The organism is Teichococcus aestuarii, assembly GCF_042651065.1.
GTDB classification, from domain to species: Bacteria; Pseudomonadota; Alphaproteobacteria; order Acetobacterales; family Acetobacteraceae; genus Pseudoroseomonas; species Pseudoroseomonas aestuarii.
Map to the genome: position 1 here is coordinate 1 of NZ_JBHSCH010000090.1, position 15017 is coordinate 15017.

At 73.0% G+C, this 15017-nt stretch carries 20 protein-coding genes and 2 pseudogenes; 13 read left to right on the plus strand and 9 right to left on the minus strand.

Annotated features, from left to right (window positions below; translation table 11 throughout):
* Positions 1–558, minus strand: a pseudogene (locus ACFOY6_RS21885) (hypothetical protein); the annotation flags it as partial.
* A gap of 180 nt (positions 559–738) precedes the next feature.
* Between ACFOY6_RS21885 and hisB the strand changes: the two are divergent.
* The 11 genes from hisB to ACFOY6_RS21940 all read left to right on the plus strand — a co-directional run bounded on the left by hisB (position 739) and on the right by ACFOY6_RS21940 (position 8890).
* Positions 739–1344, plus strand: a complete 606-nt coding sequence (gene hisB / locus ACFOY6_RS21890; RefSeq protein WP_379631948.1) for an imidazoleglycerol-phosphate dehydratase HisB — start codon at positions 739–741, stop codon at positions 1342–1344.
* Positions 1344–1820 (plus strand): DUF2628 domain-containing protein, encoded by a 477-nt coding sequence (locus tag ACFOY6_RS21895; protein ID WP_379652236.1) that lies wholly within the window; start codon positions 1344–1346, stop codon positions 1818–1820. Before hisB ends, ACFOY6_RS21895 begins: the two co-directional genes overlap by 1 nt.
* Entirely contained in the window at positions 1817–2470 is a 654-nt protein-coding gene (hisH, locus tag ACFOY6_RS21900) for an imidazole glycerol phosphate synthase subunit HisH (RefSeq protein ID WP_379631950.1), read from the plus strand. The genes ACFOY6_RS21895 and hisH overlap by 4 nt, the downstream gene beginning before the upstream one ends.
* Entirely contained in the window at positions 2471–3049 is a 579-nt protein-coding gene (locus ACFOY6_RS21905) for a GNAT family N-acetyltransferase (protein ID WP_109515689.1), read from the plus strand.
* Positions 3050–3118: 69 nt separating this feature from the next.
* Positions 3119–3505 carry a PH domain-containing protein gene (locus ACFOY6_RS21910; RefSeq protein WP_109515688.1) on the plus strand — a complete coding sequence of 129 codons (387 nt, stop codon included), beginning with the start codon at positions 3119–3121 and terminating at the stop codon, positions 3503–3505.
* An 86-nt stretch (positions 3506–3591) separates the two neighbouring features.
* On the plus strand, positions 3592–3846 hold the full coding sequence (locus ACFOY6_RS21915; RefSeq protein ID WP_109515943.1) for a sulfurtransferase TusA family protein: 255 nt from the start codon (positions 3592–3594) through the stop codon (positions 3844–3846).
* Positions 3847–3855: 9 nt separating this feature from the next.
* A complete protein-coding gene (locus tag ACFOY6_RS21920; protein ID WP_109515687.1) occupies positions 3856–4785 on the plus strand; it encodes a histone deacetylase family protein in 930 nt (309 codons plus the stop codon).
* A gap of 48 nt (positions 4786–4833) precedes the next feature.
* Positions 4834–5088, plus strand: coding sequence for an exodeoxyribonuclease VII small subunit (locus tag ACFOY6_RS21925; RefSeq protein WP_109515686.1), 255 nt, complete (start codon positions 4834–4836; stop codon positions 5086–5088).
* A gap of 5 nt (positions 5089–5093) precedes the next feature.
* Complete coding sequence (locus tag ACFOY6_RS21930; protein WP_379631954.1) at positions 5094–6002, plus strand: polyprenyl synthetase family protein; 909 nt, start codon at positions 5094–5096, stop codon at positions 6000–6002.
* Positions 6002–8002: a 1-deoxy-D-xylulose-5-phosphate synthase gene (gene dxs, locus ACFOY6_RS21935; protein ID WP_379652237.1), complete on the plus strand. Its 2001-nt coding sequence runs from the start codon at positions 6002–6004 to the stop codon at positions 8000–8002. Before ACFOY6_RS21930 ends, dxs begins: the two co-directional genes overlap by 1 nt.
* A 147-nt stretch (positions 8003–8149) precedes the next feature.
* Positions 8150–8890 (plus strand): TlyA family RNA methyltransferase, encoded by a 741-nt coding sequence (locus tag ACFOY6_RS21940; RefSeq protein ID WP_379631956.1) that lies wholly within the window; start codon positions 8150–8152, stop codon positions 8888–8890.
* Between the two features lie 3 nt (positions 8891–8893).
* Here the strand turns inward: ACFOY6_RS21940 and ACFOY6_RS21945 are convergent, their stop codons facing one another.
* The 8 genes from ACFOY6_RS21945 to fabI form a co-directional block, all read right to left on the minus strand.
* The gene (locus ACFOY6_RS21945; protein ID WP_109515682.1) at positions 8894–9040 is read right to left on the minus strand and encodes a peptide chain release factor 1; all 147 of its coding nucleotides are present in this window, start codon (positions 9038–9040) and stop codon (positions 8894–8896) included.
* Between the two features lie 142 nt (positions 9041–9182).
* Positions 9183–10403, minus strand: a complete 1221-nt coding sequence (locus tag ACFOY6_RS21950; protein ID WP_379652238.1) for a hypothetical protein — start codon at positions 10401–10403, stop codon at positions 9183–9185.
* A gap of 104 nt (positions 10404–10507) precedes the next feature.
* Positions 10508–11614, minus strand: coding sequence for a chorismate synthase (gene aroC / locus ACFOY6_RS21955; RefSeq protein ID WP_379631964.1), 1107 nt, complete (start codon positions 11612–11614; stop codon positions 10508–10510).
* A 130-nt stretch (positions 11615–11744) separates the two neighbouring features.
* A complete protein-coding gene (locus tag ACFOY6_RS21960; RefSeq protein ID WP_245906097.1) occupies positions 11745–12005 on the minus strand; it encodes a hypothetical protein in 261 nt (86 codons plus the stop codon).
* A gap of 9 nt (positions 12006–12014) precedes the next feature.
* Positions 12015–12236, minus strand: a complete 222-nt coding sequence (locus ACFOY6_RS21965) for a hypothetical protein (RefSeq protein WP_219929678.1) — start codon at positions 12234–12236, stop codon at positions 12015–12017.
* 2 nt (positions 12237–12238) lie between these two features.
* Positions 12239–12427 carry a hypothetical protein gene (locus ACFOY6_RS21970; protein ID WP_109515678.1) on the minus strand — a complete coding sequence of 63 codons (189 nt, stop codon included), beginning with the start codon at positions 12425–12427 and terminating at the stop codon, positions 12239–12241.
* Positions 12428–12464: 37 nt separating this feature from the next.
* Positions 12465–12686: a hypothetical protein gene (locus ACFOY6_RS21975; RefSeq protein WP_379631967.1), complete on the minus strand. Its 222-nt coding sequence runs from the start codon at positions 12684–12686 to the stop codon at positions 12465–12467.
* A gap of 177 nt (positions 12687–12863) precedes the next feature.
* Positions 12864–13703 carry an enoyl-ACP reductase FabI gene (fabI, locus tag ACFOY6_RS21980; RefSeq protein WP_109515676.1) on the minus strand — a complete coding sequence of 280 codons (840 nt, stop codon included), beginning with the start codon at positions 13701–13703 and terminating at the stop codon, positions 12864–12866.
* 135 nt (positions 13704–13838) lie between these two features.
* Here fabI and pdxH point away from each other — a divergent pair, with 135 nt between their 5' ends.
* Both pdxH and ACFOY6_RS21990 read left to right on the plus strand, forming a co-directional pair.
* Positions 13839–14459, plus strand: coding sequence for a pyridoxamine 5'-phosphate oxidase (gene pdxH, locus ACFOY6_RS21985; RefSeq protein ID WP_456316951.1), 621 nt, complete (start codon positions 13839–13841; stop codon positions 14457–14459).
* Positions 14456–15017, plus strand: a pseudogene (locus ACFOY6_RS21990) (AAA family ATPase); the annotation flags it as partial. The gene pdxH and the pseudogene ACFOY6_RS21990, both read left to right, overlap by 4 nt.

Consider the following 15017-nt stretch of genomic DNA (forward strand, 5'->3'; position numbering starts at 1 on the left):
AGGAGGCGCGCGGCCTGCTGGCGGCGGAAGGGCCGGCGGCGCGGGCAGGCTGAGGCGGGCCCAGAACAGGCCGCGCAGCGCCGCCATGGCGGCCTCCTGCCGCGCCCGCGCCTCGGCCCAGGCGATGGCCGAGGGGGCGGGGCGGTCCGGTGCAGGCCGGTCCATGCCGGCGCGCAGCAGCACGATCACAACTTGCGAATCCGCCACCGCCGCCAGCGCCGCCGCGAGGGCCGGGCCGTCCGGCAGCCCCGGATCGGAGCGGACGGCATCCAGCAGCGCGCCGAGCGCCACATCCGCCTCCCTGCGCCGCTGGCGCAGCATGGCGCGGCTCTCGGCGCTCAGCGGCTCGGTCAGGCTGAGCGCGCCGAGCGTCGCGCCGTGCTCCAGGAACAGGGCAGCCTCCGCCTCGGCCAGCCGGGCGAGCGTCGCCGGCGCGGCGAGGGGCTTTGCCGCCGGCGCGGCGAGGGGCTGTGCCGCCGCCGCGCGGAACCACGCCGCCGGCAGGCCCGCTTGCAGCCACCCCGCCGCGCTGATGATGCGGCGCCGCGTCATGCCCATGGCCCTGCCCCCTCCTGCTCTCTGCCTGCTGCTGTCGGCCTGCTGCGCCCGCCCCGGCCGGGCCGCTTCGGCGCCAGACTGGCGGCGGCCGCTTGGCGGAGCGTTAAGGCCGGTGCCGAGCCCCGCCTTCCGCACGCTCTCCCCTGGGCAAGCCCCCCTCGCGCGGTCTAGGAAGCCCCCATGGACGCCAAGCCCCGCACCGCCGACATCGCCCGCAGCACCAGCGAGACCGAGATCCGCGTCTCGCTCGACCTGGACGGCACGGGGCAGTCCAGCATCGGCACCGGCATCGGCTTTCTCGACCACATGCTGACGGCGCTGGCGCGGCACAGCCTGCTGGACATGGACGTGCAGGCGAAGGGCGACCTGCACATCGACTTCCACCACACCACCGAGGATGTGGGCATCGTGCTCGGCCAGGCGGTGAAGCGCGCGCTGGGCGACAAGCGCGGCATCCGCCGCTACGGCCACGCCGTGGTGCCGATGGACGAGACGCTGGCCGAGGCCGCCATCGACATCTCCGGCCGCCCCTTCCTGGCCTGGAGCGTGACCTTCCCGCGCGACAAGATCGGCGAGATGGACACCGAGCTGTTCGAGGAGTTCTTCCGCGCCTTCGCGATGAATGCCGGCATCACCCTGCACATCGTGCAGCGCGCCGGCAGCAACGCGCACCACATCGCGGAGGGCGTGTTCAAGGCCGTGGCCCGCGCCCTGCGCGCCGCCGTGGAGCCGGACCCGCGCGCGGCCGGCGTGATCCCCTCCACCAAGGGCGTGCTGGAGGGGTGATGCGCGCCTGGACGGTGCATAGCCCGCCTCCCCCCCCCGCCGCCTCTGTGCCCGCTACCGTGCCCCCCTCGGGGCCCGCCACCGGCGGGGCGCAGGCGCGGCCGCGGCGGAACCGCCGCACACCCGGACTGGTTCTGGTACCGGAAGGATTCTCGCTGGTGGCGGCGCTGCTGCCGCCGCTGTGGTTCCTGCGGCACGGGATGTGGCTGGTGCTGGTGCTCTATCTGGCGCTGGCCGTGCTGGCGGCGGTGCTGCTGCCGGGGGCGCTGCGGCCCTATGCCTGGCTGGGCGCCCACTGGCTGGCGGGGCTGCACGCGCAGGACCTGCGGCGCTGGACGCTGGCGCGGCGCGGCCTGCCGGCCGCCGCCGTGGTGCTGGGCGCGGATGAGGAATCGGCCCTGCTGCGCGCGCTCGCCGCGCGGCCGGCCCTGGCGAGGGCCGAGGCAGGGGCCATGATGGAAGGGAAGGCGGCATGAAGGTCGCGGTCGTCGATCCGGGTTCGGGCAACCTCGCCTCGGTGCTGCGCGCGCTGCACCGCGCGGCGCGGGATGCAGGCGTGGAGGCCACCATCACCGTCGAGACCGCCGCCGAGGCGGTGGCGGCGGCGGACCGCATCGTCATGCCGGGCCAGGGCGCCTTCGCCGCCTGCCGGCGCGGGCTGGAGGCGATGCCCGGCATCATCGAGGCGGTGGACGAGGCGGTGACGCGCCGCGCGGTGCCCTTCCTCGGCATCTGCGTCGGCATGCAGCTGATGGCGCAGCGCGGGCTGGAGCATGGCGTGACGCCGGGCCTGGGCTGGCTGGAGGGCGAGATCGCGCCGATGGACCCGCGCGACGCGGCGGGCGCGGCCCTGCCGCTGCCGCAGATGGGCTGGAACGCGCTGCGCTTCACCCCGGGCGCGCACCCGGTGCTGGCCGGCATCACCCCCGGCGACCACGCCTATTTCGTGCATTCCTACGCCCTCTCCGGCGGCCGGCCGGAGCAGCTGCTGGCCACCGCCGAGTATGGCGGCCCCGTCGCCGCCGTGGTGGGGCGGGACAATCTCGTCGGCACCCAGTTCCATGTCGAGAAGAGCCAGTTCACCGGCCTTCGCATGCTGGCCAACTTCCTCTCATGGCACCCGTGAATGTCCGCCTCTCAGCATGAGCTTCTGGTCGAGCGCGCCGAGTCGCTCGACGACATGGACCTGGCCGACCTGTGCGAGGCCACCGACGCCGCCATCATCGAGGGCGGCGGCTTCGGCTGGGTGGAGCCGCAGGGGCGCGAGGCGCTGGCGCGGCATTTCCGTGGCGTGCTGCTGGTGCCGGGCTGCGAGCTGTTCATCGCCCGGCTGGACGGCGTGCCGGTGGGCTCGGCCCAGCTCATCCGCCCGCCGCGCAACAACGAGGCGCAGGCCTTCGGCGCCCAGCTCACCCACGCCTACATCGCGCCCTATGCGCGCGGCCACGGCCTGGCGCGGCTGCTGGTGCGGCGGGTGGAGGAGCGCGCCGCGGCGCTCGGCCACCGCGTGCTGAACCTCGACGTGCGGGAGACGCAGAGCACCGCCATCGCGCTGTTCGAGGCGCTGGGCTACACGCGCTGGGGCACCCACCCGGCCTATGCGCGGGTGCGCGGCCGCACCGTGGCCGGGCACTACTACCACAAGCTGTTGGAGCCGCCGCACGGCCGGCCGCTCGACATGCGGGCGGGCGCGCCGCAGAACTGAGGCGCGCCCTGGACGCCGGCGCCCCCGCATCCCATCTGCCCAGGCACAGTCTTGCGGGAGGGAAAGGCCATGCTGGGCAGGTTGCTGGGCGCCATCACCGGCGATGCCGGACAGGTTCGGCCGGAGGAGCTCGGCCCCCGCTTCCAGGAGGCGCTGCTGCCGGACGAGGCGGTGATCGTCGCCTTCCGCACCGTGCGGGACGGCTTCGCGCTGACCGACTGGCGCCTGCTGGTGATGGACCGCCAGGGCCTCACCGGCTCCAAGGCGGAGATCCTGAGCATCCCCTACAAATCCATCCGGCGCTTCGCCGTCGAGGTCGGCGGCACGGCGGAGCTGGAGGAGGAGCTGAAGGTCTGGGACCATGGCGGCGAGCCCGTCACCCTCACCTTCCGGCGCGGCGGCGGCGCGGCCATGGCCGCCCAGGCCGTGCTGGCCCAGCGCCTGCGGGGCGGGTGATGCCGCGCGACGAAGCGGGGCGCCCGGCGCCCCGTGGCGGAGAGGCCGCTTGCGCGGCGCCGACGCCGGTGGTCCAGTCCTTCCCCATGAGCGAGACGACGTTGGATGTGCAGGGCCTGACCTGCCCGCTGCCCGTGCTGAAGGCCAACAAGGCCCTGCGCGCCCTCCCCCCCGGCGCGAAGCTGACGGTGCTGGCCACCGACCCGGCCAGCGTGAAGGACTTCCAGGCCTACAGCCGCGAAACCGGCCATGCGCTGGTCTCCTTCAGCGAATCCGCCGGCCTCTACCGCTTCACCCTGCGCAAGCGGGAGGACCAGCCCAAGCCCGCCGCGCAGGATTGAGGCCGCGCCATGAGCGTGCTGCTGGTCTCCCACCGTGCCTGCCTCGGCCATGAGAATGGCGAGGGCCACCCGGAATGCCCGGACCGCCTGCGCGCCGTGCTGGCGGCGCTGGAGGGGGAGGAATTCGCCACGCTGATCCAGGAGGAGGCGCCGCGCGCCACGCCGGAGCAGCTCGCCCGCGTCCACCCGCCCGAGTATGTGCAGGCCATCCTCGCGATTCGCCCGGAGCCGGGCGAGACGGTGATGCTGGATGGCGACACCGGCATGAACGGGCACAGCGCCGAGGCGGCGCTGCGCGCGGCGGGGGCCGGCATCGCGGCGGTCGATGCGGTGTGCCGCGGCGAGGTGCGGCGGGCCTTCTGCGCCGTGCGCCCGCCCGGCCACCACGCCGAGCCGCGCCGGCCGATGGGCTTCTGCCTCTTCGCCAACGCCACCGTCGCCGCGCGCCATGCCCAGGCGGCGCACGGCATCGCCCGCGTGGCGGTGCTGGATTTCGACGTCCACCACGGCAACGGCACCCAGGCGGCGGTGGAGGCCGACCCCTCCATCCTGTTCCTCTCCTCGCACCAGTCGCCCTGCTATCCCGGCACGGGGATGGAGCACGAGACGGGGGTGGGCAACGTGCTGAACGCCACGCTCGAGCCGGGGGCGGACAGCGCCGCCTTCCGCGCCGTGTGGCGGGACCGTCTGCTGCCGGCGCTGGAGGCGTTCCGCCCCGGCCTCGTCGTCGTCTCGGCGGGCTTCGACGCCCATGCGCGCGACCCGCTGGCGCAGCTCCGCCTGCGGGAGGCCGATTTCGGCTGGCTCACCGGCCAAATCTGCGGCATCGCGGACCGGTTGTGCGGCGGCCGGGTCGTCTCAACGCTCGAAGGCGGCTATGATCTGGACGCGCTGGCGGCTTCCGCCGCCAGCCATGTCCGGGCGTTGATGAACGCCTGACGCCGCTGCCCTGTCACCTGCCCCACTTGGCCCCGAGGTTGCTGCCCCATGCCTGAGACGCCCACCCGTCCGGACGTCGCGTCCCTGTCCTTCGAGGCGGCCCTGGCCGAGCTGGATGCGATCGTGAAGAAGCTGGAGGGGGGCCAGGCCCGGCTGGAGGAGGCGATCGCCGACTATGAGCGCGGCGCCGCGCTGCGCCGCCATTGCGAGGCGAAGCTGGCCGAGGCGGAGCAGAAGGTGCAGGCCATCGTCGCCGGCCCCGGTGGCGGCCCCGAGGGCGCCACCCTGCGCGAGATGGCCTGAGCACCATGGCCGAGACCTCCCCGACGCTGCTGCCGGAGGCGCTGCGCGCCGCCGCGGCCGAGATCGAGCGCGCGCTCGACACGCTGCTGCCGGCCGAGGAGGGCGCCGAGGCCCGCCTCTACGCCGCCATGCGCCATGCGGCGCTGGGCGGCGGCAAGCGGATGCGCGGCTTCCTGGTGCTGGAGGGGGCAGCGCAGTTCGGCGTCTCCCGCACCTCGGCGCTGCGCGTCGCCGCCGCCATCGAGATGCTGCACGCCTACTCACTGGTGCATGACGACCTGCCGGCGATGGACAATGACGACATGCGCCGCGGCAAGCCCACGGTGCACAAGGCGTTCGACGAGGCCACCGCGATCCTGGCCGGCGACGCCCTCCAGGCGCAGGCCTTCGCCGTGCTGGCGCATGAGGACACGCATTCCGACCCCGCCGTGCGCGCCGAGCTGTGCCTGCGCCTGGCGCTGGCCGCCGGCCCGCGCGGCATGTGCGGCGGCCAGATGCTGGACATGCTGGCCGAGGACGGCACCGAGCCGCCGACCGAGGCCGGCATCGGCCGGCTGCAGCTGCTCAAGACCGGCAAGCTGATCGAGTTCTCGGCCGAGGCGGGGGCGGTGCTGGGCAAGGCGCCGGGCCAGCAGCGCCACGCCCTCTGCGCCTATGGGCGGGAGCTGGGCGCCGCCTTCCAGATCGCCGACGACATCCTCGACGCCACGGCCAGCGAGGCCGAGACCGGCAAGCGCACCGGCAAGGACGCCGAGGCCGGCAAGGCCACCCTCGTCGGCCTGCTGGGGCTGGAGCGGGCCCGGGCGCAGGCGGAAAGACTCGCCGCCCAGGCCCGCGCGCATCTCGACAGCTTCGGCGAGCGTGCCGATCTGTTGCGGATGCTGGCCGACTACACCATCGCCCGGAGGTCCTGATGGCGAACCCCCCGAACACGTTCGCCCCTCCGTCGTCCGGCGGCGGTGGCGCGCCGCCCGCCACGCCGCTGCTGGACCGCGTGCGCGTCCCCGCCGACCTGCGCAACTTCTCCGGCGAGCAGCTGCGCCAGCTGGCCGACGAGCTGCGCGCCGAGACCATCCACGCCGTCTCCCAGACGGGCGGGCATCTCGGCGCCAGCCTTGGCGTGGTGGAGCTGACGGTGGCCATCCATGCCGTGTTCGACACGCCGCAGGACCGGCTGATCTGGGATGTCGGCCACCAGACCTACCCGCACAAGATCCTGACCGGGCGGCGCGACCGCATCCGCACGCTGCGCCAGGGCGGCGGCCTCTCCGGCTTCACCCGCCGCTCGGAGAGCGAGTACGACCCGTTCGGCGCGGCGCATTCCTCCACCTCCATCTCGGCCGGCCTCGGCATGGCGGTGGCGCGGGACCTGAAGCGCGCCACGGCGCGCAAGGCTCCCTCGAGGCGCGACGAGCAGAACGTCATCGCCGTGATCGGCGACGGCGCGATGAGCGCCGGCATGGCCTATGAGGCGATGAACAACGCCGGCGCCATGCGCTCCCGCCTGATCGTGGTGCTGAACGACAACGACATGTCGATCGCGCCGCCCGTCGGCGCCATGTCGGCCTACCTGTCGCGGCTGATCTCGTCGCGCCCCTTCCTCAGCCTGCGGGAGATGATGGCGAAGCTGGCGCGGCGCTTCCCCGCGCCGCTGGAGCGCGCCGCCCGCCGCGCCGACGAATACGCCCGCGGCCTGCTGACCGGCGGCACACTGTTCGAGGAGCTGGGCTTCTACTATGTCGGGCCGGTCGACGGCCACAACCTCGACCACCTGCTGCCGCTGCTGCGCAACCTGCGCGACGCGGAGGATGGCGCGCCGATCCTGCTGCATGTCGTCACGCAGAAGGGCAAGGGCTACGCCCCGGCCGAGGAAAGCGCCGACAAGTACCACGCCGTCTCGAAGTTCAACGTCGTCACCGGCACCCAGGCCAAGGCGCCGCCGGGGCCGCCCACCTACACCAAGGTATTCGCCCAGGCGCTGATCGCCGAGGCGGAGGCGGATGAGCGGATCGTCGGCATCACCGCCGCCATGCCCTCCGGCACCGGCATCGACGCCTTCCAGAAGCGCTTCCCGAAGCGCACCTTCGACGTGGGCATCGCCGAGCAGCACGCCGTCACCTTCGCCGCCGGCATGGCGACGGAGGGGATGAAGCCTTTCGTCGCCATCTACTCCACCTTCCTCCAGCGCGCCTACGACCAGGTGGTGCATGACGTGGCGCTGCAGAAGCTGCCCGTGCGCTTCGCGCTGGACCGCGCCGGGCTGGTGGGCGCCGACGGCGCCACCCATGCCGGCGCCTACGACATCGCCTATCTCGGCTGCATTCCCGAGATGGTGCTGATGGCCTCGGCCGACGAGGTGGAGCTGGCCCACATGGTCGCCACCTGCGCCGCCTATGACGAAGGCCCGACGGCGCTGCGCTTCCCACGCGGCGAGGGCTTCGGGCTGGAGCCGGTGCCGGCGCGCGGCACGGTGCTGGAGATCGGCCGCGGCCGCGTGCTGCGCGAGGGCGGCAAGGTGGCCATCCTCAGCTATGGCGCGCGCCTGCAGGAATGCCTGAAGGCGGCCGACGAGCTGGCCGCGCGCGGCCTGCCCTGCACGGTGGCCGATGCCCGCTTCGCCAAGCCGCTGGACACTGGCCTGGTGGAGCGGCTGGCGCGTGAGCACGAGGTGCTCATCACCATCGAGGAAGGCTCGGTCTGCGGCTTCGGCGCGCTGGTGATGCAGCATCTGGCCTGGAAGGGCGCCTTCGACCACGGGCTGAAGTTCCGCCCGATGGTGCTGCCGGATCTCTTCATCGACCACGACACGCCCAAGGCGCAGTACGAGGCCTGCGGCCTCTCGGCGCGCGGCATCGTGGAGACGGCGGTGGCGGCGCTGGGCGTGGAGAGCGCGGTGCGCCCGGCCAGAGCCTAGAAGAAGCGTTCTTTTTTGAAAAAAAGAACCAAAAAACCTTTGTCGGTTTGGCGGCACGCTTGCTTGGAGCGCGACGCCAACTGACAAAGCCTTTTTGCTTCTTTTTCTTCAGAAAAAGAAGATGACTTGATCCTGGAGTCTCCCCGAATGCCCAAGCAGCGCGCCGATGTGGCGCTGGTCGAGCGCGGCCTGGTGGAAAGCCGCGCCAGGGCGCAGGCGCTGATCATGGCCGGCAAGGTGTTCTCCAACACAAGGCGGGTGGAGAAGCCGGGCCAGCCCGTGGCCGAGGACACGCCGCTGGAGGTGAAGAGCCAGGAGCACCCCTGGGTCAGCCGCGGCGGCATGAAGCTCTCGCACGCGCTGGCGCATTTCGGCCTGGACCCGGCGGGGCGCGTGGCGGTGGATGTCGGCGCCTCGACGGGCGGCTTCACCGACGTGCTGCTGCACCATGGCGCCGTACGGGTCTATGCCGTCGATGTGGGCCATGGCCAGCTCGCCTGGAAGCTGCGAAGCGACGAGCGGGTGGTGGTGCTGGAGAAGACCAATGCCCGCCGCCTGGATGCTTCCCTGATCCCGGAGCCGCCCGGCGTGGTGGTGTGCGATGCCAGCTTCATCGGGCTGGCCACGGTGCTGCCGGCGGCGCTGGGGCTGGCGGCGCCCGGCGCCTGGGCCGTGGCGCTGATCAAGCCGCAGTTCGAGGCCGGGCCGGCGCTGGTGGGCAAGGGTGGCGTGGTGCGCGACCCGGCGGTGCATCAGGCGGTGTGCGACCGGGTGGAAGGCTGGTGGTCGGGCCTGGAAGGCTGGACGGTGCTGGGGGTGGAACCGAGCCCGATCCTCGGGCCGGAGGGCAACCGGGAATTCCTGATTGCCGCCCGGCGCGAGGGCTGAGCCTCAGGCGGCGCGCGGCGCCGGGCGCTTGTGGGCGCCGGAGATTTCCTGCAGCAGCGACCAGACGCGATGGGGGTCCATCTGGACCTCCGGATCGTTCAGCAGACGATCCAGCTCCAGCAGCTTGGCTTCCATTTCACGGTCCGACATCGGGAGAAACCCTGGGTGCGGCGGTTGCGGGAAGAGTGCAACGCAGCATGCCGGAAAAAGTGGCTCTTATGTGACCGAACTTTACGGCTAGGGCAGAGATTCCGTCACAATAGAGTTAAGATAAAGAGACATCGAGAAAATTTTAGACCGTTGAGGCGATGGCCGGGTGCAACCCGGCCGAACGGGCCTGCGGATGCGACTGGTTGCGGAAGCGCAGCTCGCCATCGGCCGCCGAATCCGGCACGGGGACGCCGAAGAACTCCATGCGGGTGACGCAGGCGGCGGCGACGATCCGCTGCGCGGCGGGGGTGGTGAAGAAGCGGCGCACGGCGCCTTCCAGCTCCAGCGTCTCGCGCAGGCTGCGCCACTCGGCCCGCTCGATATCCTCCAGGAACACGGAGACGATGCCAGGCCGCGTGCCGGAGAGGCGGCCGGCGGCGGCCCGCTCCAGCCGGCCGACGATGGCGGCGGCCACCGCGTTCTCCCGCCCGGCGCGGGCGGCCATGACGAACATGCTGCCGCCGGAGGGGGCGGCCGTCACCGCCAGATGCGCGTCGGGGCCGAACAGGCTGCGCAGGTGCTGCGGCAGGGCGGCGCCGGACATCTGCGCGCCGGCCAGCACCAGCGGGTCCAGCTTCAGCACGGCGGAGGCGGAGCTGTCCTGGCGCCTGTGGTCGGCCAGCAGGGCGCTGACGCGGCGCTGCAACTCGGCCAGCTCCTGCGGGCCGTGGATGCCCTCGGGCAGGGTCATCTTCAGCAGGTAGCGGCCGGGATGCGCGGCCAGCCAGGTCTGCAGGTCCGGGTTGATGCCATCCACCAGGGCGAACCAGTCGCCCCGGTGCAGGTGACGGCCCTCCTCGGCCGAGACGGTCTCGCACACCAGCTCGGCCGATTCGCCGTCGCGGCTCAGCAGCAGGTCGTGGGGCGTGCCCTCGGCCAGGCCGGTGAAGGCCACGGTGAAGCCGCGGGCCCGCTGGCGGGCCGCCTCCCGCAGCAGGTGGAAGAGCGGGATCAGGGTGCCTTCGCCGGTCAGCCCCTCCAGCAGGCGCTGGCGCAGCCGCTCGCGCGATTCCGGGGGGAGGGTGTCGGCCAGGGCCACGGCCTCGCGCACCAGGGCGAGGATGCGCTGCTCGGCCGCGTTGGGTGCGGCGGGGCCGGCGGAGTCGCGCGGGTCGGCCAGGCGGGCCAGCAGGAGTTCCAGCGCGTGGCGCTGCTGCGCCGCCCGTCCCATCCAGGAACGCGGCCGGGCGCGTTCCGCGATGTCCGCCATGCGCCGGCTCCAGGATTCCGTCCCGGCCAGGGAGAGGAAGTGGCGGCAGGCTGTGGTGGGGTCGGTGTCGGCCGCTGGAGCATCGAGGTACATGCGGAAGCCTCGGCTGGTCTGGTCTGTCCCTTCTAATCCTGAGGCGTCACTAAATAGTCAAGTGTGGTGGTCGGGATTGGCCGCTTCGCCCGTGGCAATCGCGCTCAATTGCGCGGCAGGCGGGGCCGCTCCGGCGCATCCGGGTTCTGGGCGCGCTGGCGCAGCAGGTGGTCGGCCAGCACGCAGGCCAGCATCGCCTCGCCCACCGGCACGGCGCGGATGCCCACGCAGGGGTCGTGCCGGCCTTTCGTCAGCACCTCCACCTCCTGGCCGAAGCGGTCCACCGAGCGGCGCGGCGTCAGGATGGAGGAGGTGGGCTTCACCGCGAAGCGCGCCACGATGGGCTGGCCGGTGGAGATGCCGCCCAGGATGCCGCCCGCATGGTTGGAGAGGAATTCCACCTCGCCCTCCGGCCCCATGCGCATCTCGTCGGCATTGGCCTCGCCATCCAGCGCGGCGCTGGCGAAGCCCTCGCCGATCTCGACGCCCTTGACGGCGTTGATGCTCATCAGCGCGCTCGCGAGGTCGGCGTCCAGCTTGCCGTAGAGCGGCGCGCCGAGGCCCGACGGTACCCCCTCCGCCACCAGCTCGATGACGGCGCCGAGGGAGGAGCCGGCCTTGCGGGTGGCGGCCAGCTTCTCCTCCCAGGCCGGCACGGCGCCGGGGTCGGGGCAGAAGAACGGATTTCTGTCGGTCTCCGCCCAGTCCAGCCGGGCGCGGTCGATGCCGAGGGGACCCATTGCGACCATGGCGCCGCGGATCACAACCCCCGTCCCCAGCACCTTGCGGGCGATGGCGCCGGCGGCGACGCGCACCGCCGTCTCCCGCGCGCTGGAACGGCCGCCGCCGCGATAGTCCCGCACGCCGTATTTCAGGTGGTAGGCGAGGTCCGCATGGCCGGGCCGGAACCGGTCGGCGATCTCGCCGTAATCCTTGCTGCGCTGGTCCTGGTTCTCGATCAGCAGCGAGATGGGCGTGCCGGTGGTCACGCCCTCGAACACGCCGGAGAGGATGCGGACCTGGTCCGGCTCCTGCCGCTGCGTCACGAACTTGCTCTGGCCGGGGCGGCGCTTGTCGAGGAAGGGCTGGATGTCCGCCTCGGAGAGCGGGACGCCGGCCGGGCAGCCATCCACCACGCCGCCGATCGCCGGCCCGTGGCTCTCACCCCAGGAGGTGACGCGGAAGAGATGGCCGAAGCTGTTGTGCGACATGGCGGGACACCGGCGGAGCTGTCTGGGCCGCCGTTTATGGGCGAAGCCTCGCCCCGCCGCAAACCGGCCGGATGAGGAAGCGGCCGGGAGGCTTGCCTGCCCCTCGCCGCTTCTCAGCCGGCCGCCGCCCTCAGTCGCCGCTCTGCGGCGGCTTGCGCCGCCCGCCGGCCGGGAACACGTCCACCGGCCCGCCCAGCGTGGCGGCCAGCTCGTTCATCTCGCCCGGCTGCACCTCGCCGGGTTGGATCGGCTGGCGGATGGTGCCGCTGGCCGTCTCCTGCTGCTCCGCCTCGCCGGTGTGGCTGTGGCGGATGGTGCCGCTGTCATCGCCCGAGGCCGGGTCGACGGGCGTCCGCTCGGGCGGATGCGCGGTGGGCTGCTTCTCGGCCATGGAGCCTCCTCAGGATTTGTGGGCGGGGTCGTGCACGTGGTGCCGGTCCCGCTCGCCGCCGCCGCCGGAGATGCGGCTGTTGCTGCTGTTGGTGGACGAGCCGGGGGTCGGCCCGCTGTCGTCGCCGCCGCCCTTGTGGCCGGTGGCGGCGGATTTCGACGGGTCCTGGCGGTTCTGGTGGCTGCTGCCGGGGCCGCCGTGACGCATGGCGTCGGGGTTCTTGTCGGGCATGGTCAACGGTCCTGCTGGTAGCCCTGGTTGTGCGTGTTCTGCGCGATGTCCGCGCTGCGGCCCTGGTTCTGCGGGATGTTGTTCTGCGGCCGCGCGTGCTGCTCGCTCTTCTGCTCGGGCGTCTCGGTGGCACCGCCCGGGCCTTTCGGCCGGTTGGCGGGCGGCACGGGGGGCATATGCGCCTTGCTCATGGCTTTCTCCTCGATCCGTGGAACAGCGCGTGGGCGCTCAGCGGAGATTGCGGGCGGCGGCTTCCGCGCGCGCGGCGCGGCTATCCTGCTCGGCCCGCCCACCTGTCTCGATGGCCGCCTCGCCGGAGCCGGTCTCCTGCTGCCGCTCCGCCGCGGCGGCGTCGCCCTCGGCACCAGGGGAAGCCGGGGCGGCGGGCGCGCCGGATGCGGGCGTGGGCCCGTGGGCTGCCGGCGGCAGCGGTGGCTCGTGCTGGCTCATGCGCGCTTCCCCTGATGCGGCCCTGATTGGCCACATGGGGAAGCAACCGTCCGGAGGGGGCGAGGTTGCCGCGCCGCCTGGCGGCGGCGCGGATCAGGAGTCGCGGATCAGGCGCCCTTTGTCAGGCGCCGCGTATGGGGCGCCCCGGATGAGGCGCCCTGGATGAGGCGCCACGGATCAGGGGGCGACGGAGATGTCCGGCGCGTCCTCCGCCTTCATGCCGACGACATGGTAGCCGCAATCGACATGGTGCACCTCGCCGGTGACGCCGGAGCCGAGGTCGGAGAGCAGGTAGAGGCCGGCGCCGCCCACATCGTCGATGGTGACGTTGCGCTTCAGCGGCGCGTTGTACTGGTTCCACTTCAGGATGTAGCGGAAATCGCCGATGCCGCTGGCCGCCAGCGTCTTGATCGGGCCGGCGCTGATGGCGTTGACGCGGATGCCCTGGTTGCCGACATCGACCGCCATGTAGCGCACGCTGGCCTCCAGCGCCGCCTTGGCCACGCCCATGACGTTGTAGTGCGGCGTGACGCGCTCCGCCCCCAGATAGGAGAGGGTGAGCAGGCTGCCGCCCTCCGGCATCAGCGCCGCGGCGCGGCGGCCGACCGAGACGAAGGAGTAGCAGGAGATGTCCAGCGCCTGCAGGAAGGCCTCGCGCGGGGTGTCCATGTAGCGGCCGCGCAGGAACTGCTTGTCGGCGAAGCCGATGGCGTGGACCAGGAAGTCCATCCGGCCCCAGCGCTGCTCCAGCGTGGCGAAGGCGGCGTCGATGCTCGCCTCGTCGGTCACGTCGCAGGGCAGCAGGATGTCGGCGCCGATGCTCTCCACCAGCGGGCGGACGCGCTTCTCCAGCGTCTCCCCCTGGTAGGTGAAGGCGATCTCGGCGCCCTGCGCGGCCAGGGCGCGGGCGATGCCCCAGGCGATGGAGCGGTCGTTGGCGACGCCCATGATCAGGCCGCGCTTGCCGGCCATCAGCGTGCCGGTGGCGGGGGTGGCGTGCGGGGCAACAGCTTCCATTGTCGGGCGGGACCGCTCTGATCGGGGTTGCGAGGGCAGGGGATGTCCCCGGTTGCAAGGGTCTGGCCCTGGTGGCACACCCCCGAGGCCTGGGCAAGGGGGAGCCGTATGACCGCGCCTGATCCGTCCGCCACTGTGTCCGCTGCCGACGCCATTGGCGAATCCGCCGATCCGTTCGCCCTGTTCGCCGCCTGGCTGGCCGAGGCCGAGGCCAGCGAGCCGAACGACCCGAACGCCATGTGCCTGGCCACCACCACGCCCGATGGCTTCCCTTCCGCCCGGATGGTGCTGCTGAAGGGGCTGGATGCGCGCGGCTTCGTCTTCTTCACCAACAAGGAGAGCCGCAAGGGCGGCGAACTAGGCGGCAATCCGCGCGCCGCGCTGCTGTTCCACTGGAAGACGCTGCGCCGCCAGGTGCGGGTGGAAGGCACGGTGGAGCACGTGGCTGAGGCGGAGTCGGACGCCTACTACGCCAGCCGCCCGCGCCTCTCGCGGCTCGGCGCCTGGGCCTCGCAGCAATCCCGCCCGCTCTCCGGCCGGCCGGAGCTGGAAGGGGCGCTGCGCGAGGCCGAGGCGCGCTTCCCCGGCGCCGACATCCCGCGCCCGCCCTACTGGGGCGGCTACCGGGTGCTGCCGGAGCGGCTGGAATTCTGGCGCGACATGCCCTTCCGCCTGCACGACCGGCGGATCTACACCCCTGCCCCCGAAGGGACCTCCCAGGGCGGCGGCTGGCGGATCGAGACGATCTACCCGTGAGCATCCCGGCGGGGCAGCAGGCGGCGGCGGCGCTGCTGGCCCGCCTGACCGGCGACGACACGCCGGTGGAGACGCACATCTCCGCCGTCTTCATCGGCCCCGACCGGGTGCTGAAGCTGAAGAAGGCGGTGGCGCTCGGCTTCCTCGACTTCACCGCGCTGGCCGACCGCGAGCATTTCTGCCGCCGTGAATACGCGCTGAACGCCGCCGCCGCGCCCGGCCTGTATCGCGGCGTGCACAGGCTGGCGCGCGGCGCCGATGGCGCCCTGGCGCTGGACGCGGACGGCCCGGCCGAGGAATGGGTGCTGGAGATGGCCCCCCTCCCGGCCCCGGATTTCCTCGACGCCATCGCCGGGCGCGGCGCGCTGGATGCCGCCCTGCAGGACGCGCTGGGGGACACGGTGGCGGCGCTGCATGCCGGCCTGCCGCCGGTGGCGGGCTGGGATTCGCCCGGGCGCCTCGGCGCGGTGCTGGAGGGCAATGTGCAGGCCGCCCTGGCCGCCGGCCTGCCGGCGCCGCGCATCGGCGCCTGGGCGGCGGCGGCGCGGGGGCGCAGCA

Coding starts and splice junctions, on each gene's coding strand:
- ACFOY6_RS21910 (WP_109515688.1), top strand. CDS start 3,119: ATGCTGGGCAGGTTGCTGGGCGCCATCACCGGCGATGCCGGACAGGTT.
- ACFOY6_RS21975 (WP_379631967.1), bottom strand. CDS start 12,686: ATGAGCCAGCACGAGCCACCGCTGCCGCCGGCAGCCCACGGGCCCACG.
- ACFOY6_RS21940 (WP_379631956.1), top strand. CDS start 8,150: ATGCCCAAGCAGCGCGCCGATGTGGCGCTGGTCGAGCGCGGCCTGGTG.
- ACFOY6_RS21920 (WP_109515687.1), top strand. CDS start 3,856: ATGAGCGTGCTGCTGGTCTCCCACCGTGCCTGCCTCGGCCATGAGAAT.
- ACFOY6_RS21960 (WP_245906097.1), bottom strand. CDS start 12,005: ATGGCCGAGAAGCAGCCCACCGCGCATCCGCCCGAGCGGACGCCCGTC.
- ACFOY6_RS21915 (WP_109515943.1), top strand. CDS start 3,592: ATGAGCGAGACGACGTTGGATGTGCAGGGCCTGACCTGCCCGCTGCCC.
- ACFOY6_RS21905 (WP_109515689.1), top strand. CDS start 2,471: ATGTCCGCCTCTCAGCATGAGCTTCTGGTCGAGCGCGCCGAGTCGCTC.
- ACFOY6_RS21945 (WP_109515682.1), bottom strand. CDS start 9,040: ATGTCGGACCGTGAAATGGAAGCCAAGCTGCTGGAGCTGGATCGTCTG.
- ACFOY6_RS21970 (WP_109515678.1), bottom strand. CDS start 12,427: ATGAGCAAGGCGCATATGCCCCCCGTGCCGCCCGCCAACCGGCCGAAA.
- ACFOY6_RS21950 (WP_379652238.1), bottom strand. CDS start 10,403: ATGTACCTCGATGCTCCAGCGGCCGACACCGACCCCACCACAGCCTGC.
- aroC (WP_379631964.1), bottom strand. CDS start 11,614: ATGTCGCACAACAGCTTCGGCCATCTCTTCCGCGTCACCTCCTGGGGT.
- dxs (WP_379652237.1), top strand. CDS start 6,002: ATGGCGAACCCCCCGAACACGTTCGCCCCTCCGTCGTCCGGCGGCGGT.
- hisB (WP_379631948.1), top strand. CDS start 739: ATGGACGCCAAGCCCCGCACCGCCGACATCGCCCGCAGCACCAGCGAG.
- ACFOY6_RS21965 (WP_219929678.1), bottom strand. CDS start 12,236: ATGCCCGACAAGAACCCCGACGCCATGCGTCACGGCGGCCCCGGCAGC.
- ACFOY6_RS21925 (WP_109515686.1), top strand. CDS start 4,834: ATGCCTGAGACGCCCACCCGTCCGGACGTCGCGTCCCTGTCCTTCGAG.
- ACFOY6_RS21930 (WP_379631954.1), top strand. CDS start 5,094: ATGGCCGAGACCTCCCCGACGCTGCTGCCGGAGGCGCTGCGCGCCGCC.
- fabI (WP_109515676.1), bottom strand. CDS start 13,703: ATGGAAGCTGTTGCCCCGCACGCCACCCCCGCCACCGGCACGCTGATG.
- ACFOY6_RS21895 (WP_379652236.1), top strand. CDS start 1,344: ATGCGCGCCTGGACGGTGCATAGCCCGCCTCCCCCCCCCGCCGCCTCT.
- hisH (WP_379631950.1), top strand. CDS start 1,817: ATGAAGGTCGCGGTCGTCGATCCGGGTTCGGGCAACCTCGCCTCGGTG.